A 23,578-nucleotide genomic window follows, 5' to 3' on the forward strand; every position below is an offset into this window, starting at 1 on the left:
GGCCAGTTCAGATGCGCGAGCGGGCGTGTCAAGTGCTTGTGCTGACCCGGACGGCTCGGCCGGTGAGGGGTCTGGTGAACCGCCCCGGATCTTGTAGAGACTTTGATGTTCCCCGGGTTTCTCGGAGCCGTGTTGGTTGGCGTCAGGCTACGGATAGGGCGATCGGGTGGAGCCTTTCATACTCGATTGGAGTAAGCATGCCCAGTGAGCTGTGGCGGCGTTGCCGGTTGTGGAAGATCTCCAGGTACTCGAAGATCGCGTTGGCCAGTTCGATGCGGGTGCGCCACCGCCGGCGGTTGAGCAACTCGGTCTGCATCCGGCCCCAGAACGACTCGATCATGCCGTTGTCGTAGCAGTCGCCGATCGATCCCATCGACGGTGCAAGGCCGGCTTCCTGGACCCGGCGGGTGAAGGCCCATGAGGTGAACTGGACTCCGTGGTCCGAGTGGATCACGGTGCCGGTGGGCTGGCGGTTGCTGATGGCCATGCTCAGGGCGTTGGTCACCAGCGTGGCCGTCTGGGTGGCGTCGATGGACCAGCCGACGACCTTGCGGGAGAAGGTGTCCAGCACGACCGCGCAGTACACCTTGCCCTCTCGGGTCGGGTGCTCGGTGATGTCGGTGACCCACAACTGGTTCGGCGACGATCGGGTGAAGTCGCGGTTGACCAGATCGCTCGCGGTCGGCGTCTGGTGCTTCGGGCGGGGCCGGCGACTACCAGGCAGACCGCGTATGGCGGCGCGGCGCATCAGCATCTCCACCGCGTGATAGCCCACGACGAGTCCACGGCCCAGCCGCAGTTCGGCATGCACGCGGCGGGACCCGTAGGTGCCGCGAGATGCCAGATGTACCGCACGGATCTGTTCGGTCAACCACGCGTGACGCAGCGCCCGCGGCGATGGCGGCCGGTTACGCCAGGCGTAGTACCCGGACGCCGAAACCTCGAGCACACGGCAGCAGACCTCGACGGGTAGCCCCTCAGCGGCCATCTGTTGGATGGCCGCGTACCGGTCTTTTGGGGGCACCACCTCCTTGAGCAGTTCAGCCGCGCGGCGATGCACGGCCAACTCGGTCTCCAGTTCGGCGATACGCCGCCGAGCGGCAACCAACTCCGCCTGGTCAGCGGAGGTGACGCCCGGCATTTGGCCGGTGTCGATCAGCTCCTGACGGCGCCAGTTGTAGATCGTCTGATCACTGATCTCCAGGTCACGGACCAGCTCCGCTACCGACCGGCCGGCCTTGAGCAGATCGAGGACCTTACGACGAAACTCGGGTGGATATCTCCTCGGCACGTCTCTCCTCAACGAGTGACGAGCCTGACGAGTCAACCAACCTGACTCCACCGAACCCGGGGAACATCACTTCCCCGCTTGGGAAGGATCGAGAGATGGCAGGAACGAAGCCGTATCCGCAGGAGCTGCGGGAGCGGGCGGTGCGGATGGTCGCGGAGGTGCGGCCGAACTATGAGTCGGACTGGGCGGCGATCACGGCGGTGGCGGCTCGGCTGGGGATCGGCACGGCCGAGACGTTGCGTAAGTGGGTCCGGCAGGCGCAGGTTGACGATGGCGGGCGGTCGGGGGTGACGTCGGAGGAGCTGAAGCGGTTGCGGCGGGAGAACGCCGAGCTGCGTCGGGCGAATGAGATCTTGAAGGCCGCGTCGGCTTTCTTCGCGGCCGAGCTCGACCGGCCTACGAAACGCTCGTGAAGTTCGTTGACGAGCATCGGGACCGCTTCGGTGGAGTCGAGCCGATCTGCCGCGTGCTGCGTCAGCACGGGCTGCAGATCACCCCGAGCGGCTACTGGGCGGCCAAGAAGCGTCTGCCGTCGAAGCGGCAGGTGCGTGATGCTGCTTGCTCGGGTGGCGGCCCGCCGTAGCTCAATAACCAGGTCACCGGTGTTGCGGCCGCGGTGAACCAGATGCCAGCCCTTGGGCACATGTCCGCCAGACCGCAAAGCATGGATGAGTGGACGCCAGGCCGCTCTCACCTGTTCTGGGGGGTCCAGAACCTGCACAGATCCTTCCGCCTTCTCGAGCAGGTCCAACAACCCCTTGCACGGTCACGTCCGCGCTGGTGGTGTAAGAGACGGCCATCGCGTGATCCGTTCTGATGCTATGCGGCGATCGGCGCCGCGTCGGGCTGGTCGGTGTCGTGTTGGCTGGTGTCGACGGTGATCAGGCGGGCTTTGGCCAGTAGTTCCAGGCCCATGTAGCGGCGTCCTTCGGTCCATTCGTCGGTCTGCTCGGCCAGGACTGCGCCCACGAGGCGGATGATCGCCGGCCGGTTGGGGAAGATCCCGACGACGTCGGTGCGGCGGCGAATCTCCTTGTTCAGTCGCTCCTGAGGATTGTTGGACCAGATCTGGCGCCAGATCTCACGCGGGAAGCCGGTGAACGCCAGGAGGTCGTCGCGGGCGGCATCGAGGTGCTCGGCCGCGGCCGGGAACTTCGCTTCGATGGTGGTCACGACCCTGTCGAACTGGGCGCGGACGGCGTCGGCGTCGGGCTGGTCGAAGATCGTCCGGACGAGGGTGGCGATCCACGGCTGCGCGGACTTCGGCACCTTGGTCAGCAGGTTGCGCAGGTAATGGGTCCTGCACCGCTGCCACGAGGCCCCGGGCAGAGCCGCCCCGATGGCATGCACCAGGCCTGCGTGGGCGTCGGAGATGACCAGGCGGACACCGGACAGGCCGCGGGCGGTCAACGATCGCAGGAACGCCAGCCAGCCGGCGCCGTCTTCGTCGGAGGCGACGTCGAGGCCGAGGACTTCGCGTTGGCCGTCAGCGTTGACGCCGACAGCGATCAGCGCGTGGACGTTGACGGTGCGACCGGCTTCGCGGACCTTCATCGTCAGCGCGTCCATCCACACGAACGTGTAATGCCCTGAGTCCAAGGGCCGGTTGCGGAACGCCTCGACCTGCGCGTCCAGGTGGGCGGCCATCTCCGAGACCTGCGACTTCGACAGCTGCCGGATCCCGAGCTGCTCGACCAGCTTCTCCACCCGCCGCGTCGACACCCCCAGCAGGTAACTCGTGGCCACGACCGAGACCAAGGCCTGCTCGGCCCGCCGCCGGTGGGTGAGCAACCACTCCGGAAAGTAGCTGCCGTGCCGCAGCTTCGGGATCGCCAGGTCGATCGTCCCGGCGCGGGTGTCCCACTCCCGATGCCGGTAACCGTTGCGGGAGTTCACCCGCTCATCGCTGCGCTGCCCATATCCCGCGCCGCAGACCGCGTCCGCCTCGGCGGACATCAACGCCTGCGCGAACGTCTTCACCATCGCCTGCAACACATCAGGCGACGCGCCCTCGATCTGCTCGCGCAGCAGGTCAACAGGGTTCACACTCGCTGAAGCGGCCATCGCGTCCTCTTCTTCCTTCTCTGACTTGGTCGTCTTGAAGGATCGACGCGATGGCCGTCTCTCATCTACGCAACACGCCCATCACGGGCAAGTCGTACACCACTCCCGTGGACGCAACCCTGCCGCTCTCTGCGGCAGGCTGGTGTGGCACTCAGCGCCGACCGAGGATGATGGCGGGTCCCGTGGCACCGCCTGGTACGCCACATGCATAGCGTTCGCTGAACTGGCCCTGGCGGCGAGCGGTGCGCGGTTGTACTGCCACTGTGCAAGCGGGATCAACCGCGCCCCAGCTGCCGCGTACGCCATCCTGCGCGCGAAAGGCTGGACAGCGATGGCTGCCCGCGACCGGATACTCAGCCGCCGCCCGCAGGCTCAACCCCGCTATTTCCAGGACGCGGAGAGGTGCCTCCGTGAGTTGGGCCTCGTCGAACAGGAGACGCCGTGATCTCGATCAGCCGGATACTCATCGGCGCGTACGCCGTGCGCAGCGTCTACATGACCGCTTCCATGGTCTGGTCCGCGCGGTCGCTTCGGACGGATGCATCTCGAGTCGGGAACACCCCGATCGATGTTGGGCCCGACCTGACGGTGGTCATCCCCGCTCTGCGAGAGCAGACGGTAATGCCCCGCTCCCTGGCGTGTTTCCTGCAGCTGGCGGCGGACTGGCCTCAGCTGCGCGTGCTGGTCGTCACTGCAGCGCGCGAGGCCACCCAGACACCAGTAGGGCAGCAGACTACCGAGCACCTCTGCCGTGACCTGGCTCGCCGGCACAACGAACAGCTGGGCCGTGAGGTCTTCCACGTCGTGTCGTATCCGGGCCAGGGCCGCAGGGCGTCACAACTCAACTACGCCGTCGGAGAGTTGGAACGACTGTTTCCAGCGAACGGCGAGGAGTACATCGCAGTTTTCGACGCCGACGCGGTTCCCGACGCCCGCCTGCGTGCCCACGTCGCGCGGGCTGCAGTCGGCCGGCCCGCGATGATGCAGCAGCCGATGCTGCCCGCATTCCACGCCGGCACTCGAGGGAAGCGTTCGGCAGCGATGTCGGGGCAGGACCTCGCTGCCTTCCGGCGCACATTGGGCATCGAATACCGGCGGATCAAGGTGGCCGGCTGGTGCGCGCCGGGACGTAGCCGTCGAATGCTGGCCACCATCGCTCGTCCCATGGTGTACGGCGTCGGGTCCGGACTCATCCTGCGCCGCGACAAGCTAGAAGAGGTTGGATTCTTCCAGGAGCCTCACGACGATCTTGCGGTCGGCCACCGCCTGAGCATGGCCGGTGAGCCAATAGCCGTACTGCCCTCGATCAACATCGTGGAGCCGTACCAGAGCGTGGCCGCCATGGCCCGCGCGTTCAGCAGCGTGGCCTTTGCCAACGCTGCCACCCGTCGTGACTACCGTTTCGCGGCGGCGAGGCCTACCCGACTCTCCCGCGCCGGCCAGCGGTTGCTGGCGGCCCGCGCACTGGCCGACGGTGCTGCCTGGGCCCTGGGACCAGCGATCGTGACGGCTGCTGCCGCGCACCTGGCAGCCCGTCGCCAGTTCAGGCTGTTGGCCACGGCCACTCTGACTGCGGCGGTCATCGAACCGATCGTGGCGTATCGGCTGCGTGGCCGGCTACTCCGCGACTTCCGAACACCAGGCAGAGCCGACGCCACGTGGCAGCAGCCGGCACGCCTGGGATCGATTGCCACCTTCGCGGTACAACCCGCAGTCAGCGCGCTTGGGCCATGGCTGCTGGGCCTGCGGGCGATCAGGGCTGCGGTCACCGGTCGCGACCTTCGGTTCACCAAGACCGATCACATGGGCGAGACCGCCCGATGATCCCGAGGAGACACAATCATGGGTGATCTCGACGTCGGCTGGGCGGTGCCCAGCGACTTCCCCGAGGACGGTTGGAGTCGCACCCTCATCGAGGAGCATCTGGCACAGGCAAAGAGCGAGATACCCGCGTGGGACGACGCCGAGCAGACCAGGCTCGGATTCGCCATGGCTGCGCCACACCCGGAAGCCGTCCGGACGCTCAGCGACTGGTGTGCGGTCAACACGAACAACGTGGGCGTGCACACCCGCTTCGGGGAAGGCAAGGCCGGCACCAGACGATTGGAGAAGGAATCGCTGGCCATCCTCGCCGGTCTCTACCGGGCGGGAGCCACCGATGGGCATCTCACCAGCGGCGCGAGCGAGGCCACCCTCGCCGCGCTGCGAATCGCCCGCAATCTCCTCCGGACCGCGGGGCACCGCGTCCGTGTGATCACCTCAGACCTCTGCCACGCGTCCGTCGCGAAGGCCGCAGAGGTTCTCGACCTGGATCTGGTGCGGCTTGCGCCAGGCGCGTCCTGGACGATGACCCGCCAGCAGGTCCGGCAGGCTGCAGCCGATGCGTTCGGCGCTGGTGTGACGGGCATCGTCGTGGTGGCCACCGCCGGTTACTACAACAGCGGCTTCTCGGATCCTGTCGACGAGATCGCCGCCGAACTCCGTGACCTCGCTCTCCAGAAGCCGGGAGCCGTCCGGTGTTTCCTTCACGTGGACGCTGCTCACGGCGGCTTCGTCTTTCCCTTCACCGCTCCCGACCTTCCTTTCGACTTTCGTAACCCCGGTGTGCATGCCATGGCCGTCGACCCACACAAGGCCGGCCTCATGCCGTACTCGTGTGGGGCTCTGCTCGTGAGAAAGGGACTGCTCGAACACGTAACCAGAATCGATCCCCATACACGGATCCCGGACGAGACCGTCCTCGGCTCGCGCCCCGGCGCTACCGCGGCTGCACTTTGGGCAACCCTGCACATCCTGGGTCGCAGCGGCTACCGCGCCATCGCTGCTCAGTGTATCGACCGCCGCGACCAGCTGGCTGCGGCCATCACGGCAGCTGACCCCGACGCTGTGTTGGTGACCGCTCCGCATGCACCAGTCGTCTCCGCGGCCTTCAGCCACCCCGGCGGAGAGTTGCCCTCCGACCTTTGCGCGAGCTACCGGCTCGTCCCGCTCACACTCCCGGATCCTCGAGGCGGCGGCGAGCGGCGCTTGTTCTACCACTTCTATGCGTCCCCATCCCTGACCAACAAGCAGATCACCACGTTCGCCGCCCGGTTGGCCCAAGGCGTCGTGCACGCCCGCGAGGCAGTGGCCGCCAGCGGCGAAAGCCGCAGCATCACGTCGGAGGTGGTGGCAGGAGTCCGCAACCACACCGACTGCTTCCGCCACTTCGTCGTGCACCCCGACGGGCGACGCGATCCCGCCGCGCCGGGCTACTCGTTCCACACCTTCACCCAACGCCGCTTCACTGGCGAGCAGATGCAGGACAAGTTGTGGGGTCAGGCGCGTGAAGGCGGCCCGCTGTGGGTGTATGCCCCCGACCTCAAGGATCCGTTCACGAACGAACTGCTGGGCGTGCGGACCGACCGCTACTTCTTGGAGGTCCTCGACCGTCACCAGCAGCAACTATCGCTGGTAGGAGCGATCCACGCCACCATCGTGTTGTCGGGCTCGCTTCGCGTGCTGTTGAACTTCGAGGCAGATGGCACCTTCCGTTCTGCCGAGTACAAGGCGTTGGGCACGCGTGGATCGGACGAGCTGCAGGTCTTTCCTGCCGCCATCACGGCAAAGATCGGCAAGGACGCGGCAGGATTCCGACGTCCTGGTGGTGACGACTATTCCTTCTCCATCGACACGTCTGCGGAGCTGACCGTCCGCCTCATCGATGGCGCCGCACCGCCCGCGGTTCGTACCGCTCGGTACAACGCTGACGTCCTCCTGCCCCGACGCCCACACCTACGCCGTGAGCAGTTGCGGCGCTTTCCGAACCGGTTTTTCGACACGGAGGTCGACATCGAGGCCGGTCGAACCTGGGAGGGCACCGCCTACCTGCCCGAACTTCTCGCACCGACTAGCGTGGGCACGGTACTTGCCGCCCGTTCCGCGAACGTCGGACTATGCACCGTTGAGGGCCGGATCACCGCGACTGCCCTACACCTGGCACTCACCCCACTGACCGAGCCCAGCACCGAGGCCATCGAACTCGCCGCACCCTGGAACCTCGGCCGATGCCTGCACCATGCTCTGCCTCGCCTTGACGTCCGCGATCCATCTCAGCTCTGCGTCGGACAGGTCGTCGAGTTCGCCGAGAGTGTCTACGAAGTGTTCATCCGAGACGGGCTGCCCACCGATCTCGCCATCGCCGGAGCAGGCCGATGACGACGCCGATGCTCGACCGCGCTGCCGCTCGCCGGCTCGCCTCGGACGCCGAAGTCATCAGTGTCCGACGTCTTCCCCAAGGCCGCTTCAACACCTGCTGGCACGTCACAGGCCGCGATCGCTCCTACCTCCTCAAGTTCAACAACCGGGAGGGCGAGGCCCACCTGCAGAAGACGGCCGACGCCATGATTGGCGCCGCGACACGCGGTGTCAAAGTGCCGCAGGTCCTGCGGCTCGGCAGGGACCCGAACCTCGGGCCATTCCTGCTCCAAGAGTGGCTCCCCGGCCGCACGTTCACCGAAGCCCGCCGCACCGACGCCATCACTGCAAACCTATGGCCCGCCCTGGCAGAGCAGATCGCGCTGCTGCACAACGGGTCAACCATCGCCGTCCCCGCGACACCCGCCTCCCGCGTTCGCCACCTGTCCGACCTGCTTCATCGTCTCGGACGAGATCAGTTGATTCCCTCCGACCTTGAAGAGGTTGCCCGCCGCCGCGGCACCGTCCTGGCCGACATGCTCGGTGACCACCCGATGGTGAACACCCACCAGGACATCCACCCGGATAACATCCTTATCCGACCTGGCGGTCAGATCGCCTTGCTCGACTTCGATCACGCCACCATTGCCGAAGACGTCAGCGACTTCGTCAAGATCGACCGATGGTGTTTGCCCGCGGGCGAGGACCGCCGGCTCCTGCTGGATGCCTACTGGCGCCAGCGAGGCCAGCCAGCCGACCCGATGTTCGAGCACCGCCTCTCCTTCTACCGCCTGGTCATCCACCTGTCATACGTCCTGTATTGGCGAGTCCGTGACAGCACCCAGATCCCCGGATGCGTCGCGGCCCTGCGAAACGAACTGGAGTGAACATGCCCGCCACGAAACCCACCAACCCAGCGCCCGCACCGGTCGCCGGCCCCGGCGTGCAGGTTGTCGCCGCCCTACTCCGCCGCGACGACCACATCGTGCTCGTGCAAGAGCAGCGCGACGGACAGGAGATCTGGTCTATCCCCGGCGGCGGCGTCGAACGCGGCGAACTGCTGACCGAGGCCCTCATTCGCGAGGTACAGGAGGAGACCGGTCTGCGCCTGGCCACGGTCGGCCCGCTGGCCTACCTCGTCAACACCACGACCGAGCGGTACCCGTCCACAGTCGTCCTGACCTTCGACTGCACCGACTGGGACGGCAACATCGCCGTACATGACCCGGACGGCAAGGTCATCGGCGCTGTCCTGCTACCGCTTGACGAAGCCAAGAAGATCCTGGCCACCTCCACGGCCGCACGGCCCGAGATCGAACCCGTGCTCGCCTACCTCGATGGCGCCAGCACCAGCCGGGTGTGGAGCTACCGCGACGACCAACCCGCTGATTGATCACCTCGGGGCACACCTGGACAACTGGGAGAATCATGACGGTCACCCATGGTCTCGACGCGAGCATAACAACGCTCGACCCGCTCGGCGCCGACGCCGTAATGCGGTCCCTGCCCCAAGCCAACATCGCGGCCGACACCGCATGGCTGCACACCCGAGCCGTACACCTCAGCCAGGCTGCCACCCGAATCCGCGACGCTGCCCCCGCTCGGGCGGCATTGCGTGACCTGGGCATGCTCACCGCCTCGCTCGCCCGCCACACCGGCCGAGGCCTCGCACCACCTGTGGTCGAAGCGGCGATGCTCCACCTAGGCAACATCGCCGACGAGGTGCCACGTGAGACCGTCTACTCATACAGCACCCGCAACCCCCGCGGACCCAGACGGCGTTCCTTCACTGACACGCCCGGCGAGCACCTCTTCATCAACGAGGTCTCCGCAGCCAGCTGCGGCCTCGACGCCGCAATCGAGCGCTGTCGCTACCTGCCAGAGGCCGCCGACCAACACGAAGCCAACGCCGCCGCCGCGATTGTGCACCATCACCTGCGAACCTTTGCCGCCCACCTGGTGACCGTCAAACGTCACCTGACGCCGCAGTACTTCACCGGCCGACTGCGCCCCTACTTCCCAGCGCTCACCATCGCCGGGCAAACCTACTACGCGCCTGGCGGCGCCCAGATGCCCCTGCTCGTGATCGATGTCGTACTGCTCAACCAGGCGGTCACCGGCGAGCTCGCCGGCTGGTTCGAGCAATACGTCGACGACAACGTCATCTACCTGCCGCCACACCACCGCGCACTCATCGACCAGGCCCGTGGCAACCCGGGTTTGGCGCGACTCGCTCACCGATACCCGCACCTGCGCACCGCGACCGGCCTGCTCATCGACGATCTGCTGCGGTTCCGCCTGCCACACCGCCAACTCGCCCAGGCCAACATGGCAATACGCGATGAAGGTGCTCTCGGCAGCGGCGGCTACACGACTGACGCCCTCGATCAACTCGTGGCCGTAACCAAGCGCGCCCGTATCCTCCTCGACCCTGGGAGCACCGCGTGAACAGCCGCTCGATCGATACCGACTTCCCGACGTTTCCCCTCGGCGCAGTGCGGTCCACGCTGCCTGCCAGCCCGACGACTCCACCGCAGCCCGTCACGACGTGCGTCCGCGTGGCCTATCCGAGCCGGGTCAATGCCATGGCTCTGGACTCCAGCAAGATCGTGCCGAACGGGGACGGCACCTACCTCGCCGGTGAACTGCTCGTGGCGTGCGACCTGCCACGCCACGTAGAGGTCAGCATCGTCGACGACGGTCCCGCCGTCCAGACGACATCTGACTGCGCCCATCCCGTCCTGGCCCGACATGCGGCGTTACTGATCCGCACGGTGCTTGGGGTCCATGAGCGCCTACGCGTCCGGGCCACTGCCCCGGACCTGCCCGCCCACATCGGGCTCGGTTCCAGCAGCGGTCAGATAGCCGCCGTGGCCGCGGCAGTCAACGAGATCTATGGCCGTCCCATCCCCGCTCGCCGGCTCGTAAGGTTCCTCGCCCGCAATCACGGCGAGGAGATCGACGAAGACCTCCACCACCTTCTGCCTGTGCAATGTCTGGGCGGATCCGCCGCCGCCGGGCTCATACCCGGCGCCGTCCAGGTCATCGCCGGCGCTCAGGTGCCACTGCTGCAGGCTCCCTTGCCCGACGGCATGCACATCGTGCTGGGAATGCCCCATGAACCCTTGAACTGGGACGCACGAGCAAGCCTCGCAGCCGAGGCACGGCATTTCGATGGATTCATCACGACCGGCCGCACACACGGACCTGAGATCGCCTATCGCCTCCTGCACGACGCCTGGCCCGCCCTCATCGACGGTGACCTGCGCCCGCTGGGGCACCTACTCTTCGACTACCGCTTTCGGATGGGAAGCATCGCCAACTGCGCGTTCTCCCATCCAGATCTCCTCATCACCGCCGCGAAACTCGAACACATCTTCAGTGACCTGCTTGCTGACGTCCTTACCCTTTCCTCGGTCGGCCCCACCTTCTGCGCCGTTACACGTACTCCGGGCCCGTGTGAGCAGGCGTTCGCGGACGCGGGACTGAGGACCCTGCGCTGCCGGCCGGCCAACAGCGGCTACAGCCTCCATAACGGAGCTCAATCGTGACGAGTGTACGACCGGCCCCTACCGGCAACTACTGGAACGATCCGAACACGGTCTCAGCCTTCGCTGCACTTTCGGCGCCTGTCTACCTGACCAACCTGCTCTGCAGTCCCGTACCTGACGGCGCCGTTGCGCTCGACGTAGGCTGCGGTACGGGCCGGAACTTGCCCAGTCTGGTGGCTGCAGGCTTCCGTGTCCTGGCCATCGATCTGCATCCCGGCATGCTGGATGAGGCCCGCGACCACCACGCCGGGCCGCGTGTCGCACTCGCCCGTGCGAATGTCACCAACATGCCCGTTGCCGATCAACGGGCCTCGCTGGTCGTCTGCCACGGTGTCCTACACAACCTTCATGACCGTGACGACCTCGGGGCCGCGTTGCGTGAGCTGCACCGAGTCCTCGCCGTCGGAGGCTCTCTGTCGCTGAACACATTCACTGCCGGGCACCTCGACCCATGTCTCGACTCACTCGGCGACGACGTCTACGTCCTACCGAACGGCCAATACATGACCCTGCTGACGCCCGACGACCTGGAGAGCCTTCTCCTCGGAGCGGGTCTGTCAGTGTGCGGCGACGTCACGCAGTACCTCAGTCCGGGCGAACCGGGCCAACGCAGCGTGTGGCGCGCCATCCTCACCCGGGTATAGCCCGTCGAAGGGAACACCGTGCTCCTCGTCGCCGCCATCACAGACAGTCCCAACGACCAGGACATCGCCTTCACCCGCATGCCAGACCCTCCCGGCGGGCCTCTACTCGTCGTCGACGAACGCAGACTGCGCCAACAGGTGTGGCGCCGGCTCGACGACGGTCAGGAACCCTTGCCCGACGTATCTGCCGTCAGGGTCCCGTTGTGGGCCTGCCACGTCGATGCAGCGACGGGGCAGGCCACCTTCTACGCCACCACGCAGTGGCGTCCCGCCGCGGCAGTGCTGGTCGCCTTCCACTACTACACCCAGATGCCAACCGGCGTGCCCACCGACGTCACCGGATGGGCTCACGCCCTCGTCGGCGAGCGGGCCGGAATGAACTTCCCTGTACCGAGGCCCGGGAGACGGCCCTCGCAAGGTCCAGAAGTCGAAACCAAGATCACCCTCGGTGCGAAGATCAACCCGCTGGCTGTCGCCCGTATCCTGTTGGAGCACTTGTCGACCATCGGAACGCCCGTATCCGACAGCATCATCTACCGGCGAATCCTGCGATCGGAGATCTACCGGCCAGCCGGCTCCAGCCCGCGCGAGTACGCCGCACTGACGCCGCGCCCTGACGGCAGTTGGTGGGCGAAGGCAAAGTTCCTCCGTGATGGTCAACTCCACAAGCGGATCCGTCCGGCAACCGACCAAGAACACGCTCTGGCCCTCGTCGGCGACGCGCTCGGTCACAGGCCTCTCGACAAGGTCGGTCAGCTGCTACGCAGCACCTGGGACCTTCCGTCACCAATGGACCAGGACGGCCACTGGTCAACCATCACAGTAGACACAAGCACCCTCGCCCCATACCTGGGAACGCTTCAGCAGGTCGAGATCGAGTACGGAGCTTGCCTCACCACAGCCGCCGCAACCATCGGCTCTCCGCCGGTCCGCCGGGCCGTGGAATCGACAGCGGACGCGGTCGCCGATGCGCTCGCAGCCCACGGTATTCCCCATACCCGATTCGGCCAGAGCAAGGTCGAGCACTTCCTCAACAACGGGCGGAACGATGACTGTGAATGATCGAGTGATGCCCGTACTCGACGCCGTACTGGCGGGCCGCGACGCGCCCGCCGCGCTCGACACCTGGTGTAGGGAAGACGTCACTGTGCAGCTCAGTGGGTTGGCCATTCAGCTCCGTGCGTCGTCCAGCACAGCAGCGAGGTACACGAGGAGCCTGTTCACCCCTGGCAGCTCCTTGTGGAACGCGCATGACGATGCCATCTCGTCCACCATGACGATGCGAACCATCGCCCTGCCCACCAACCGCGTCACCGCGCTCGCCGAACGCGTCCGCCTACGCGCCAGAGGTGTTTCACGGGATGTCAAGATGCATGCCCAGGCCCCGGCCAGGTGGCATCGAACTGCTGCCGGCCCAGTGCTCGTCACCGACACCGGTGCGGCGATAGCCCCCCAGGTGGTCGCTCGCCACGCCGACGGCTACACCGTGATCACGGTCGACGATACGGACGCGGCGATGAATGCCGCCCGGCACCTCCGCGAGATCGGCTACCGGCGGGCCGAGAACGACGGCTGGGTCTGCCTACACGCCTCAGCTGCCACCATCGACGGCCGCGGCATCTTGTTCGTAGGCAACTCCGGCGCCGGCAAGTCCAGCCTCGCCCTCGCCGTCGCTGCTGCCGACGACGGAGCTTTCCTCTCCAACGACCGCACCATGATCGCGATATCTCCGGATGCCGCTCCGCGAGCCGTCGCGATGCCCGGACCCATTCGACTCAACGGCGGAACACTGAGCGCACTCGGCTTGAGCCACGCCAGCCGGTGGAACCTTGCACGTCCCAAGCCGGCATCTGGCTCGGACTGGCAGAGCTTCCAGGGGAGCAACAAGCTGCACATCTTGCCCGAGGAGTGGCGTGAGCGCACGGGCACGCCGCTGTTATCCAGTGCGGCAGTGGAGCTGATTGTCTTTCCACAGGTTATCCACGGTAACCACAAGATCGACTCCTGTTTGACTCCACTCGGCCGAGCTCGGAGGCTCTTGGCGGCTCAGTGCATGTCACCCGGGGACGACATCTACGTGTGCGACTGGCTGAGTATCCGCCACGGAAATACCGATAAGCAGGGCGTCAATTCGGCCGATGTTCTCGACGCGCTTGCACGCCGACCCAGCATGGACCTCCGCTTCGGTACTGACACTCCGTATCGGACCGTGACGGCAGCCATCAAGGATCGGCTGGACGCACTGCCGCGGACATGAGATCGATTCCTGCGAACAATCGGCTCCTAATCCTACCGGGTGTCGTAATCAAGATGTACCGCGAAGCATGGCGAGCCCAAAACGAAAGGGATGCTCTTCGGCGCCTCGACGACGCTCGCATATTGGCGCCGTCCGAGCGGGGCTCCGGTCGAATCGGCAGTCGCAAGTTTCTTGTAATGAGTAGGCTGCGCGGATCGACGGCGGACGGAACCGAAGAAGCGGCAAGACGAATAATTGCGTACCTGCGATCTGTCCATGAGCTCGGCGGGCCTGGCTTTGGCCGGCTCTGTGCGCCGCTCCTGCCACGATGGAACGACTATGTCTGTCAGCGCCTGATCTCTTACCGAAAAGCATTCGTCAGCCAAGGGCTTCACGAGGGCGCAGGCACCGCAGACGCCCTTACCCATCTGCGGCTACCCGAACCACCCGTGCCATCCTTGTTGCACAATGACCCAGAGCCGGGCAACTTCCTCGAAGGTCCTAGCGGCATCGCGGGACTCGACTGGGAACTGGCCATCTACGGCGACCCGGACCTCGACTACGCCAGAATCGGCTATGCGCTTGGAATCCGTCCAGCTCGACTGGTCGATCTCCTTGATGATCAAGGGGTTGCGTTCAACGAGCAAGCGCTGACTATCTACCGTCGCGTCCACTTGCTCGGTCGTCTCATGTCGTCGATCACCGCCGCTCCACCAGATATGGCGGCTGCTCAGCGTTACCTAAGGGACCTGAGAGCCTGCGCCAATGACCATACCTAACTTAGGTTCGCTACGGGGGAATCGTGCGTCCGGCCAACTACGCGCAGCTTGGAGAAGTTATGTTGGGGCCAGTCGGAGGTGAGCCTTCAGTAAAAGTTGTTTGCTCGCCGCAGGAACCTTGTCATCACGGTTATCCGCCGGTCGACTTTTATCGTTACCGAGCGGTGCTCTTCGACTGGGACGGAACTCTCGTCAACAGCCACCCAATCAACTTTCGCGCGCTGTCTCAAGCCTGTGAGCGATGGGGGCTCGATCTCCGGGAAGAGTTCTATACCGCTCGAATAGGCACTTCTGGGAGCGAGTTAATCTCCGAGCTTGCTGGAGTCGCCGGTATCGTTGCGCCAGTCGAATCCATCGTTGCCGACTGTATCGATCGGATTATCGAGAGGACTTCCGGCCTGGAAGTCTACGTTCCAGTTGTCGAACTCGCGATGGGCTTCCATGGAGAAATTCCGTTGGCTATCGTATCAGGAGGCGCTCGTAGGGTCGTCGAAGCCGGCCTCGAAGCCACTGGCCTGCGGCGTTTGTTCGACCATGTGGTAGCCGGAGAGGATGCCGAGCGCGGGAAGCCCGATCCGGAATTGTTTCACCTCGCCGCACACCGACTGGGCGCTGCACCTTCGACCTGTCTCGTTTACGAGGACTCGCCTGAAGGCATTCAAGCGGCCGACGCGGCCGGCATGCACGTTGTGGACGTCCACTGTTTTCGCCGCCGCATTGCAGGATCGGCGACCCGGTAGCTGTGCCGTCTTGGCAATACAATTAGCCTCCCAACGCCGACTTCCTGGAGCATGCGCTGTTGGTTGTCGGACGACGCCGATGGCTGGCCGCCTGCTACGCCTGCAGTTCTGCACGGCTCCGGGCGAGTTCCTTGCCGTAGCTGGCGGTCGTAACGTTCTACACCCGTGAAGCTGTTCGCATCGCGGCGGCTGTCTGCGGTGCTGACCGCCTCGCCGCTGTCTGGTGGCCTCGCAAGGAGCCCGGTAGGTTCAGCTGTCGAGCACTTCCACTTTCATCGATTGGGGATGCCGGCTACGTGTCGCACATCGAGAAGATCACCGGTGAACTCCGCGCATTGATGACCGGAGTCGAGCGCGCGCAGGGGTTGGCAGCCGCCGCCGACAGTCAGGCGCAGGAGGTGGCGTTGCGGGCCGCGGGCGCGGGCTTCGTCGCTGTAGCGGCGGGTGTGGCGCGGGTGCGCACCGCGATCACGGGCATCCAGGGTGGCCTGGGAAGTCTTGCCGGGTCGATCGGTGAGGCGACGAAGGCCACCGCGGCGGTGCCGAACGAGGCCACCCCGCAGGAGACGATCGCCGGGCTGGCGCCCGTGCAGAGCGCCGTGGACGCCGCTCGTGACGCGGCGGCCGGGGCCATCACCGGAGTCGGTGAGGCGCAGCAACTCGTCGCCATGGTCCTGCAGGGCGGGCAGCCCGGGCCGCTGCTGCAGGCGTTGGAGGCCATCAAGCAGGTCCTGGTGCTGGTCGTTGCGCGCACCGGCGGGGCCCGGCAGGCCGTTGAGGCGGCGATCGCGCAGGCCCGGCAGTTGGGGTCGTCGGGAAACTGACAGGGGCTGGCGGTCACCCACCGGCCAGCCCCACCCCTTCCCAGCACGGTGACCCGCCGCCGACAACGCATGCCGCCGGCGACACCCCATCAGCTGACCACGACCACGGCACGCCCTGGACCAGACAGCCAACCGGTGTCCCGGGCGGGACGCCGACCGGTCCGAGAACCAGAATTCCACCCAGGTTGGACGACGAAGGGCGGCGTCCGTTGGAGCTTGAGAACGAATGCGCCGATATAGTCGCCAGCAAGAGCTACCGGGTCCACCAGAACCCCACCAGGCAGGAGATCGCCGACGCCCGGCTCCGTACCGGCGACTCGGGCAACCCGAACAAAGACCCGGATTACCTGATCGAAGGTCACGTGTTCGACTGCTATTCGCCCACTCTCGGCAAGCCGGTGCGGGGTGTCTGGAGCGAGGTCCGCGCCAAGGTCGACAAGGAGCAGACCCAACGCGTGGTGCTGAACCTGCACGACTGGCACGGAGACCTCGCGGCCCTGCGGACACAGTTCGACACCTGGCCCGTCGAGAGGCTGAAAGAACTCGTCGCGGTAACGCCGAGTGGCGCGATCGTGCAGATCGTCCGTCGAGACTGAGGAGAGGCGCAGAGATGGCTGTCGAGTTCAGGTTGACCCTGGGCGGTGACCTGCCCCTAGACCACGTGGCTGATCTCGTGGCAGCCGAACCCGCCGAGAAGCCCAGGCCGAGCGGCACCAACCCACGGCTGCTCAGTGCCCGCCTCTACGACACCCGCGGGTACGCGCTGACCATCTCCTCAGGCAGCCAGGGCTATTTCGATGCCGAGGCCGACGACGGTGCCCGCTGGGAGTGGGAGCCGGAGACGTACGTCGACATCGACTTCTCCATGCGGGCAGACGACCTGGTCGACAAGGGCATCCCGAACATGATGCAGGCCGTGGCCCGGGTGTTGGCCGCCCGGCAGGAGGACGCGGCGCTGGTCCAGAACGGCAACTGGCTCCTGCTGACCCGCGTCGGGGGCACACTCCGCAGACACCGGCCTACCTGGTGGAGCCACTACGGCATAGACGACCCCATCACCCCATGAGCCAGCCGAGCGCGGGTGACCCGCTGACGAACGGCGCGGCTTCGACCCGTCATCCGTGGGCGACGTCGACGTCGTCTTCCTCGACCCGACGGACCTGACCCGCGACAACGACGACCAGCCACCGCGCGGCTGATCGCGACCTGGCCGGAATCCGCCGTGGGAGGCCGCGCCCAGCCGGGGGAGCGGACAGCCGCACATGATCTTCGGTGATGTGCGCGGTGTGTGCTCTCCAGCGGATGCCAACCGGGGTGAACCGGTGCCAACGTGGGTCACCATGGCCGACCGCCGGTCGCAAACCGGGGTTCGTGTGCTCCGGGTGTGGTCCTGGGCTGGGCGAACGGGGTTCTGGGGAACGTGGGTGAACGCGGGCCACTCCCTGCCACCCCAGGTGAACCCCCAGGTCGCTAGACTAGGCCCTCGCGCCCTCGTAGCTCAGGGGATAGAGCATCGGTTTCCTAAACCGTGTGTCGCAGGTTCGAATCCTGCCGGGGGCACTTCGAAGATCAGTCAGAACGCCATCTGAACTGCGGATACGCCTCCGCGTCGATCACTCGACCTGTGTAGTGGTGTGCGGCCTGGAGCCGTCGTTTGTCGCTGTCTACGGACTATCCGCGGATTGATCTTGGCCCGTGACGTGTGGCGTTCTTACAGCTCACAGTCTGCACCCGGGCACTGCTACATCGGTTCTGCGGCCGCTCGCGTTGCGTCCTAGCGGGGGAATGGGCGGCCTGTCCAGTCGGCGCTACGACTCGACGAGACGTGGAGCGGGCGCCTTCGGGGAGCGCGGTCGGAGCTTCGCTGCTGCTAGGTGGCCTTGGATGTGTTCGACGAAACTAGGGGCGCCGCCGTTGCTACAGAGGTTGAATGGTCAGGGTTAGGGTGTGGTTGATGCGGCGTGTCGACGTGATCGTGGCCGGTGGATGGCGTATTTGGTTCGGGTGCGCTATCCGGATGGTGGTGGGCTGACGGCCGAGGGTCGGGTCCGGCGTGAGGCGGTGCGGTTGCAGGCGGCGGCGCTGTTGAGTCAGGGCGTGTCGGTGTCGGAGATCGCCGGGCGGTTGCGGGTGTCGCACAACGCCGTCTACGTGTGGCGGCGGCGGTGGCTGGCCGACGGTGCGGCTGGGTTGGCGTCGAAGGGTCCTTCAGGTTCGGCGTGTCGGCTCACTGGCCAGCAACTGGACCAGCTTGCCGCCGCGTTGGAGGAGGGGCCGGCCGCGCACGGCTGGGCCGAGGACCAGCGTTGGACCCTGGCCAGGGTGGCGGAGTTGATCGTCCGGCTGTTCCGGCAGCGGTACACCCTGCGCGGGGTGTCGTTGTTGTTGCACCGGATCGGGTTCAGCCCACAGGTGCCCAAGCATCGGCCGGTCGAACGCGACGAGGCGGCGATCGCGACCTGGCGGCGGGAGGTGTGGCCGCAGGCAAAATGATGGCGGCCGAGCGTGGCGCGTGGATCTGCTTCGAGGACGAGGCAGGTCACACGCTTCGGCCGTCCAAGGCCCGGACCTGGGCGCCACGTGGGCGGACACCGGTGATCCCGGTGTCCGGTAAGGGTTCCGGCCGCATCTCGGTGGCCGGGCTGGTCTGCGTCAAGCCCGGACAACGAACGCGCCTGCTGTACCGGGTGAAGGTCCACCGTCCCCGCAAGGGCGAGCGGCGCAGCTTCGCCGAGACGGACTACGCCGCCCTGCTGGATGCCGCTCACCAGTACCTCAAGGCGCCGATCGTGCTGATCTGGGACAACCTCAACACCCACGTCAGCGTCGCCATGCGCGAACTTGTCGCGAACCGCGACTGGCTCCACGTGATCCAGCTACCCGTCTACGCCCCCGACCTCAACCCGACCGAAGGCGTCTGGTCACACCTCAAACGCAGCCTGGGCAACCTCGCCGTGACCGGCGTCGACCACCTCGCCGCGGTGGTGAAGAACCGGCTCAAGCGCATCCAGTACCGCCCCGACCTCCTGACCAGCTTTCTCACCCACACCGGTCTAACCCTCGACCCAGAACCGCCGTAACCCTGACCATTCAACCTCTGTAAGACACCCGAGCAACTCCTCGACGCTCAGTTGGGGCTTCCCGGCCGAGCGGCCGGTCTCGGCGCTCTGCCTCTTGATGATGTCCACGACCGCAGGCGGAGCCAGGTCGTACTGCAGGCATAGAAATCGGTCGGGTGCCAGTACTTCGATATGCAGGGGACCTACGGCGGCCTGCGGAAAATGTCTCAAGTTGTTCGTCACGATGACGTCCGCTCGGCCCGCGACGGCGGCGGCTAGAACGTGCCGGTCATCCATGTGATTCGTCATGCCCTCAATGAGAGACTCGTAGCCCGTGACGAGGGCGTCACTGAACGCTTCGTTCATGCACGCGAACATCGCGTCAAGTCGCTCGGGGTCAATGCTCGGGCGTAGCCGCAGGATCGTCCGCCGCGTCTCTGCGAGGATGTCCTGGCTCCAAAGCGGACGGTAGAAGTCCGCCTCTGCGACCCGTAGGAGAGTGTCGCGGAGCGCGTTTGGAACCAGGACGTTCGCATCGAGCAGGACAGAGAACGGCACCAAGTGAGCCTAAGTGCTAGGGATGCCTGGTGGAAGCTTCGGCTTCACGTTCTGTTGTCGTTGCCTTCCTCAAGGTCGTTAGCTGGTAGGTCATAGAGCCCCATGTCAAGGCTCTCTACCGTCATGCGCTGAAGTAGCTGCCGCCGCTCCTGCCGTCGCTGCTCTTGGTACTTGAGCACGTCGGCAAGCTTGATGCGGCGGTGGCTGTTGGGTCGCTCATGCGGAATCTTCCCCTCGTCCAGCAGTTTGGTGAGGGTCGGCCGCGACACCCCCAGCATGTCTGCGGCTTGCTGCGTGGTAAGTGTTGTGTGTTGCGGCGCGATCGTGACGGCGTAGCCGTTGGCCAGGGCTTCAAGTGCCTTGACCAAGATGTCGTGCAGGCCGTCGGGTAGGGGCTTGGAGCTAGAGCCGTCTGCGCTTACCAGGCGTGCTCTTGCCTCGGGCACATCGTGGCCGCGGTCGCGTAGGACCTGAAGGAGGTCTACGACTTCCGCGCTGTTGGCGGCATCGGGCAGGATCGTCTGCTCATCCATGACGCGGGCTGCGGCGGCTGTCATGGCGCAAGCATGCGTCTAATTCGCAAGAAACGCAACGTGATCTAGGGTTGCTGCTCGTCATGTTGGATTACTGACAAAACGGACGACTCTTCGCCAGGCTATAACTCAGGGTCTTCGCTTTCATGCATCGACGGCGGACCTGGGTAACCTTCTGAGCTGCGCCCACGCCGTGGACTCGTTCGGCGGTAAGTCAGCCGTCTGCAGGCGTTGGGGATGCGCGCCCCTCGACACTCTTCCAGGCAGCGGCCCTGACTTACGCTCTGGTCAGAGCCGCCTCAATTCGAAGGTCGACTGTCGCCTCCTAGCCGTCGATGCACTTGGCGTACACCTTCAGCAGCACGTCCACAGAGTGGCCGGCGCGCGCGGCGACGTCGGTTGCCGGAACACCGGAGTTCAGCCACAGCGACACCGCCGTGTGCCGCAGGTCGTACGGACGCCCGGCCAGTGGGCCGCCACCTGCACCGGAGTCAGCGCCAGCTCCCGCGCTGCCTTCCACACCCGCGAGTACGTTGATGCGGCCACCACGTTGCCCTTGCCGCTGCGGAACAGTCGACCGTCATCAGCGACGCCGAACCGGTCGACATGCCGCCGCAGAATGCCCACTAGCTTCGGCGGGATCGGCGCGACCCGGGACTCCGCCGCCGCCCGGTGCTTCAACCCGCGACGGTCGTGCACCTCGCCGCTGTCGGTCCACCGCTTACCCGCCTGGGGCCGGTTGTCGACCAGCGTCAGCCGGCCCCACCCGGTTGCCGGAAGGGTGGCAATCCTGCTCGCGCAGCGCCAGTGCCTCACTCGGGCGTAGCGCCGCGAAGTACAGGCACGCGAAGAACGCGACCAGGCGCTCACCGCGGCCGACGCGACCCCGCTCGTCGACGTATGACACCACCGTCAGCAGCTCCCGCGCCGGGCGACCGCTGACCACCACCCGCCGGTCGACCGACTCGGCGATGGTCGCCCGCTGCACCCGTACCCGGATTTGTCGACCGGGTTGAACGCCAACGCCTCCAGTTTGACGGGTCGTAGCGCCAAGCCATCCAGTGCCGCCCGCACCACCGCCTCACCGATTTCGGACACCGGCAGCGACGCACGCCGCATCCCACCGCAGCGCCGCACCCAACTCCGCCGGCACCTCCCGATCACGTACGCCCGGATGCAGGAGGTGATCGAGCAGGACCCGTCGCAGCTCGTCCACCGCCGGCCGGCCCGCCTGCTCACGGACCAGAACGGGAGTCACGGTCGCCAACGCGTCAACCATGCTTCCCCGCGACTTCGCCGCTGCTCCCGGCCACTCCATATCGATGTACGCCTGCACGAACTCCAGCCACGACACCGCACCCTTGCTCTGCACCATCGAGTCAGGCAGGCCAGGTCGATCGTCCCGGCGCGGGTGTCCCACTCCCGGTGCCGATAGCCGTTACGGGAGTTGACCCGCTCGTCTGCGTCGCCCGTAACCGGCGCCGCAGACCGCGTCGGCCTCGGCAGACATCACCGCCTGCGCGAACATTTTGTTCATTGCCTGCAACACGTCCGGCGATATGCCTGCGATCTGCTCGCGCAGCAGGTCAACAGGGTTCACACTCTCTGATGCGGCCATCGCGTCCTTTTCTCCTTCTCTGACTTGGTCGTCTTGAAGGATCGACGCGATGGCCGTCTCTCATCTACGCAACACGCCCACCACGGGCAAGTCGTACACCACTTCCGTGGACGCAACCCTCCGGGTCAGAGGGTCACGCCCGCGACTCGCGGATCGCGGCTTCGATGCGCAGCCCGATCCCGGTCGTGACGAGGAATCCCGCGAGGATGTACGGCTCAGGCGTCCCAGTGTCGGTCGACAGGGTGATGACCGAGACCAGTAATCCGGAGACCAGGGCCACGTTCCCGAGCATGCGGGCGGTGGAGGCACGCCTCGAAGGAGGGTTCACCGGGCGAACCGTACCGGAGATCCTGGCTCGCCGTTGTCGGGAATTGTGCCGGTCAGGACGGCGGTATGAACACGAGGGGGCCGGTCCCGAGGGCGAGGCGGCGCGTTGTGTCGATCGGCTCTCGATCCCTCTTCCGGGCACGGGCAACTCGATCCACTGTTACCCTGCGCGATGAGGGGCTGCGCAGCGTGACGCTCGGGGTTCGCAGGCTGGCGGATGGTCACCGTCGGTACCCTGCAAGTTCTGGCCTGCCCGCGAGACATGGTGGTACTTGATGAATGATCTTCGAGTGGTGGCGTTCGACCTGGACGACACCCTGGCTGTCTCCAAGTCCCAGATCGATGGTCGGATGGCGGAGCTCCTCGGCCACCTGCTGGGCGAGGTGGACGTTCTGATCATCTCCGGCGGCCGGTTCGAGCAGTTCGAGGCGCAGGTGCTGGCCCACCTCAACCTCGCAGAGGAGCAGTTGCGCCGGCTGCACCTGATGCCCACCTGCGGCACCCGGTACCTGCGGTGGCAGGACGGCGAGTGGCGGCTGATCTACGCCGAGGATCTGAGTGACGCGGACAAGGCCCGTATCGTCGCGGCGCTCACCGAGTCGGCGAAGGCGCTCGACCTCTGGGAGACGAAGACCTGGGGGACATCATCGAGGACCGGGGCAGCCAGATCACCTTCTCCGCGCTGGGCCAGTCGGCCCCGCCTGCCGAGAAGTACGGCTGGGACCCGGACGGCAGCAAGAAGCGGCGGCTCCGGGACGCGGTCGCCGAGAAGCTGCCCGACCTGGAGGTGCGCGGCGGCGGCTCCACCTCGATCGACGTCACCCGCAAGGGCGTGGACAAGGCGTACGGCATGCGCAAGCTGCTGGAGTGCCTGGACCTGAAGCACGACAACGTGCTCTTCGTCGGTGACCGGCTGGACCACGGCGGCAACGACTATCCGGTCAAGGCGATGGGCATCCAGTGTCACGCCGTCACCTGCTGGGAGGAGACGGCCGACTACGTGCGGGTGCTCGTCGACGACCTGGTCCGGCGGCACACCCAGCGGGCGTAACCGCCGCGCTTGGCGGCGCGGGCCCCGGCGCGTGCCGAGGCCCCGCCTGGCACGCGCCGCAGTGACGCCGCGCCCTTCAGCTCGTACACTCCGGCCCGAGTGCCGCGGCGGTTCCGGAGCCGCCGCT

25 protein-coding genes, 1 tRNA gene and 2 pseudogenes are annotated in these 23,578 nt (G+C 66.2%); 19 read left to right on the top strand and 9 right to left on the bottom strand.

Annotated features, from left to right (window positions below):
• Positions 1–142: 142 nt before the first annotated feature.
• Entirely contained in the window at positions 143–1,291 is a 1,149-nt protein-coding gene (locus tag GA0070604_RS02755) for an IS3 family transposase (protein ID WP_091113620.1), read from the bottom strand.
• A 95-nt stretch (positions 1,292–1,386) separates the two neighbouring features.
• Here GA0070604_RS02755 and GA0070604_RS02760 point away from each other — a divergent pair.
• A pseudogene (locus GA0070604_RS02760) lies at positions 1,387–1,850 on the top strand (transposase); the annotation flags it as partial.
• Between the two features lie 260 nt (positions 1,851–2,110).
• Here the strand turns inward: GA0070604_RS02760 and GA0070604_RS02765 are convergent.
• Positions 2,111–3,355, bottom strand: a complete 1,245-nt coding sequence (locus tag GA0070604_RS02765; RefSeq protein WP_091113630.1) for an IS256 family transposase — start codon at positions 3,353–3,355, stop codon at positions 2,111–2,113.
• A 441-nt stretch (positions 3,356–3,796) separates the two neighbouring features.
• On the opposite strand from GA0070604_RS02765, the gene GA0070604_RS02770 reads away from it, so the two are divergent.
• The 17 genes from GA0070604_RS02770 to GA0070604_RS02850 all read left to right on the top strand — a co-directional run bounded on the left by GA0070604_RS02770 (position 3,797) and on the right by GA0070604_RS02850 (position 19,385).
• A complete protein-coding gene (locus GA0070604_RS02770) occupies positions 3,797–5,179 on the top strand; it encodes a glycosyltransferase family 2 protein (RefSeq protein ID WP_091113634.1) in 1,383 nt (460 codons plus the stop codon).
• 18 nt (positions 5,180–5,197) lie between these two features.
• On the top strand, positions 5,198–7,552 hold the full coding sequence (locus tag GA0070604_RS02775) for a pyridoxal phosphate-dependent decarboxylase family protein (RefSeq protein WP_091113638.1): 2,355 nt from the start codon (positions 5,198–5,200) through the stop codon (positions 7,550–7,552).
• A complete protein-coding gene (locus tag GA0070604_RS02780; protein ID WP_091113641.1) occupies positions 7,549–8,418 on the top strand; it encodes a phosphotransferase family protein in 870 nt (289 codons plus the stop codon). The genes GA0070604_RS02775 and GA0070604_RS02780 overlap by 4 nt, the downstream gene beginning before the upstream one ends.
• A 2-nt stretch (positions 8,419–8,420) precedes the next feature.
• Positions 8,421–8,924 carry an NUDIX domain-containing protein gene (locus GA0070604_RS02785; RefSeq protein ID WP_091113644.1) on the top strand — a complete coding sequence of 168 codons (504 nt, stop codon included), beginning with the start codon at positions 8,421–8,423 and terminating at the stop codon, positions 8,922–8,924.
• Positions 8,925–8,959: 35 nt separating this feature from the next.
• Entirely contained in the window at positions 8,960–9,979 is a 1,020-nt protein-coding gene (locus GA0070604_RS02790) for a monodechloroaminopyrrolnitrin synthase PrnB family protein (protein ID WP_091113646.1), read from the top strand.
• On the top strand, positions 9,976–11,082 hold the full coding sequence (locus tag GA0070604_RS02795; RefSeq protein WP_141721222.1) for a GHMP family kinase ATP-binding protein: 1,107 nt from the start codon (positions 9,976–9,978) through the stop codon (positions 11,080–11,082). The genes GA0070604_RS02790 and GA0070604_RS02795 overlap by 4 nt, the downstream gene beginning before the upstream one ends.
• On the top strand, positions 11,079–11,726 hold the full coding sequence (locus GA0070604_RS02800) for a class I SAM-dependent methyltransferase (RefSeq protein WP_167363390.1): 648 nt from the start codon (positions 11,079–11,081) through the stop codon (positions 11,724–11,726). Before GA0070604_RS02795 ends, GA0070604_RS02800 begins: the two co-directional genes overlap by 4 nt.
• 18 nt (positions 11,727–11,744) lie before the next feature.
• On the top strand, positions 11,745–12,788 hold the full coding sequence (locus GA0070604_RS02805; protein ID WP_091113659.1) for a hypothetical protein: 1,044 nt from the start codon (positions 11,745–11,747) through the stop codon (positions 12,786–12,788).
• 7 nt (positions 12,789–12,795) lie between these two features.
• The gene (locus GA0070604_RS02810; protein ID WP_091113661.1) at positions 12,796–13,983 is read left to right on the top strand and encodes a hypothetical protein; all 1,188 of its coding nucleotides are present in this window, start codon (positions 12,796–12,798) and stop codon (positions 13,981–13,983) included.
• A 53-nt stretch (positions 13,984–14,036) separates the two neighbouring features.
• A complete protein-coding gene (locus GA0070604_RS02815; protein WP_167363391.1) occupies positions 14,037–14,741 on the top strand; it encodes a phosphotransferase in 705 nt (234 codons plus the stop codon).
• Positions 14,742–14,905: 164 nt separating this feature from the next.
• On the top strand, positions 14,906–15,481 hold the full coding sequence (locus GA0070604_RS02820) for an HAD family hydrolase (protein ID WP_167363392.1): 576 nt from the start codon (positions 14,906–14,908) through the stop codon (positions 15,479–15,481).
• A 296-nt stretch (positions 15,482–15,777) separates the two neighbouring features.
• A complete protein-coding gene (locus GA0070604_RS02825; protein ID WP_091113672.1) occupies positions 15,778–16,305 on the top strand; it encodes a DUF6244 family protein in 528 nt (175 codons plus the stop codon).
• A 185-nt stretch (positions 16,306–16,490) separates the two neighbouring features.
• Positions 16,491–16,901 carry a CdiA C-terminal domain-containing protein gene (locus GA0070604_RS02830; protein ID WP_088986537.1) on the top strand — a complete coding sequence of 137 codons (411 nt, stop codon included), beginning with the start codon at positions 16,491–16,493 and terminating at the stop codon, positions 16,899–16,901.
• 14 nt (positions 16,902–16,915) lie between these two features.
• The gene (locus GA0070604_RS02835; RefSeq protein WP_091113676.1) at positions 16,916–17,371 is read left to right on the top strand and encodes a SitI3 family protein; all 456 of its coding nucleotides are present in this window, start codon (positions 16,916–16,918) and stop codon (positions 17,369–17,371) included.
• A 421-nt stretch (positions 17,372–17,792) separates the two neighbouring features.
• A tRNA-Arg gene (locus GA0070604_RS02840) sits at positions 17,793–17,865 on the top strand.
• Between the two features lie 426 nt (positions 17,866–18,291).
• Positions 18,292–18,798 (top strand): winged helix-turn-helix domain-containing protein, encoded by a 507-nt coding sequence (locus GA0070604_RS02845; RefSeq protein WP_244161722.1) that lies wholly within the window; start codon positions 18,292–18,294, stop codon positions 18,796–18,798.
• Positions 18,798–19,385, top strand: coding sequence for a transposase (locus GA0070604_RS02850; RefSeq protein WP_141721420.1), 588 nt, complete (start codon positions 18,798–18,800; stop codon positions 19,383–19,385). Before GA0070604_RS02845 ends, GA0070604_RS02850 begins: the two co-directional genes overlap by 1 nt.
• Here GA0070604_RS02850 and GA0070604_RS02855 read toward each other — a convergent pair.
• The 7 genes and pseudogenes from GA0070604_RS02855 to GA0070604_RS33280 all read right to left on the bottom strand — a co-directional run bounded on the left by GA0070604_RS02855 (position 19,359) and on the right by GA0070604_RS33280 (position 22,882).
• Entirely contained in the window at positions 19,359–19,922 is a 564-nt protein-coding gene (locus tag GA0070604_RS02855) for a PIN domain-containing protein (RefSeq protein ID WP_091126860.1), read from the bottom strand. The two genes, GA0070604_RS02850 and GA0070604_RS02855, sit on opposite strands and share 27 nt — an antisense overlap.
• Positions 19,923–19,966: 44 nt before the next feature.
• On the bottom strand, positions 19,967–20,479 hold the full coding sequence (locus GA0070604_RS02860; protein ID WP_244161723.1) for a helix-turn-helix domain-containing protein: 513 nt from the start codon (positions 20,477–20,479) through the stop codon (positions 19,967–19,969).
• Between the two features lie 697 nt (positions 20,480–21,176).
• The gene (locus GA0070604_RS02870) at positions 21,177–21,443 is read right to left on the bottom strand and encodes a site-specific integrase (protein ID WP_091113680.1); all 267 of its coding nucleotides are present in this window, start codon (positions 21,441–21,443) and stop codon (positions 21,177–21,179) included.
• 93 nt (positions 21,444–21,536) lie between these two features.
• The gene (locus GA0070604_RS32240; RefSeq protein WP_091113683.1) at positions 21,537–21,830 is read right to left on the bottom strand and encodes a hypothetical protein; all 294 of its coding nucleotides are present in this window, start codon (positions 21,828–21,830) and stop codon (positions 21,537–21,539) included.
• An 11-nt stretch (positions 21,831–21,841) separates the two neighbouring features.
• Positions 21,842–22,073, bottom strand: a pseudogene (locus GA0070604_RS31590) (transposase); the annotation flags it as partial.
• 133 nt (positions 22,074–22,206) lie between these two features.
• Positions 22,207–22,353 (bottom strand): hypothetical protein, encoded by a 147-nt coding sequence (locus GA0070604_RS32245; RefSeq protein ID WP_244161724.1) that lies wholly within the window; start codon positions 22,351–22,353, stop codon positions 22,207–22,209.
• A gap of 268 nt (positions 22,354–22,621) precedes the next feature.
• Positions 22,622–22,882, bottom strand: a complete 261-nt coding sequence (locus GA0070604_RS33280) for a hypothetical protein (protein WP_244161725.1) — start codon at positions 22,880–22,882, stop codon at positions 22,622–22,624.
• Between the two features lie 200 nt (positions 22,883–23,082).
• Here GA0070604_RS33280 and GA0070604_RS33285 point away from each other — a divergent pair, with 200 nt between their 5' ends.
• Positions 23,083–23,451, top strand: coding sequence for an HAD hydrolase family protein (locus tag GA0070604_RS33285; protein ID WP_244162148.1), 369 nt, complete (start codon positions 23,083–23,085; stop codon positions 23,449–23,451).
• Positions 23,452–23,578 lie beyond the last annotated feature (127 nt).

This window comes from Micromonospora eburnea (genome assembly GCF_900090225.1).
In the GTDB taxonomy this organism is placed as follows: Bacteria; Actinomycetota; Actinomycetes; order Mycobacteriales; family Micromonosporaceae; genus Micromonospora; species Micromonospora eburnea.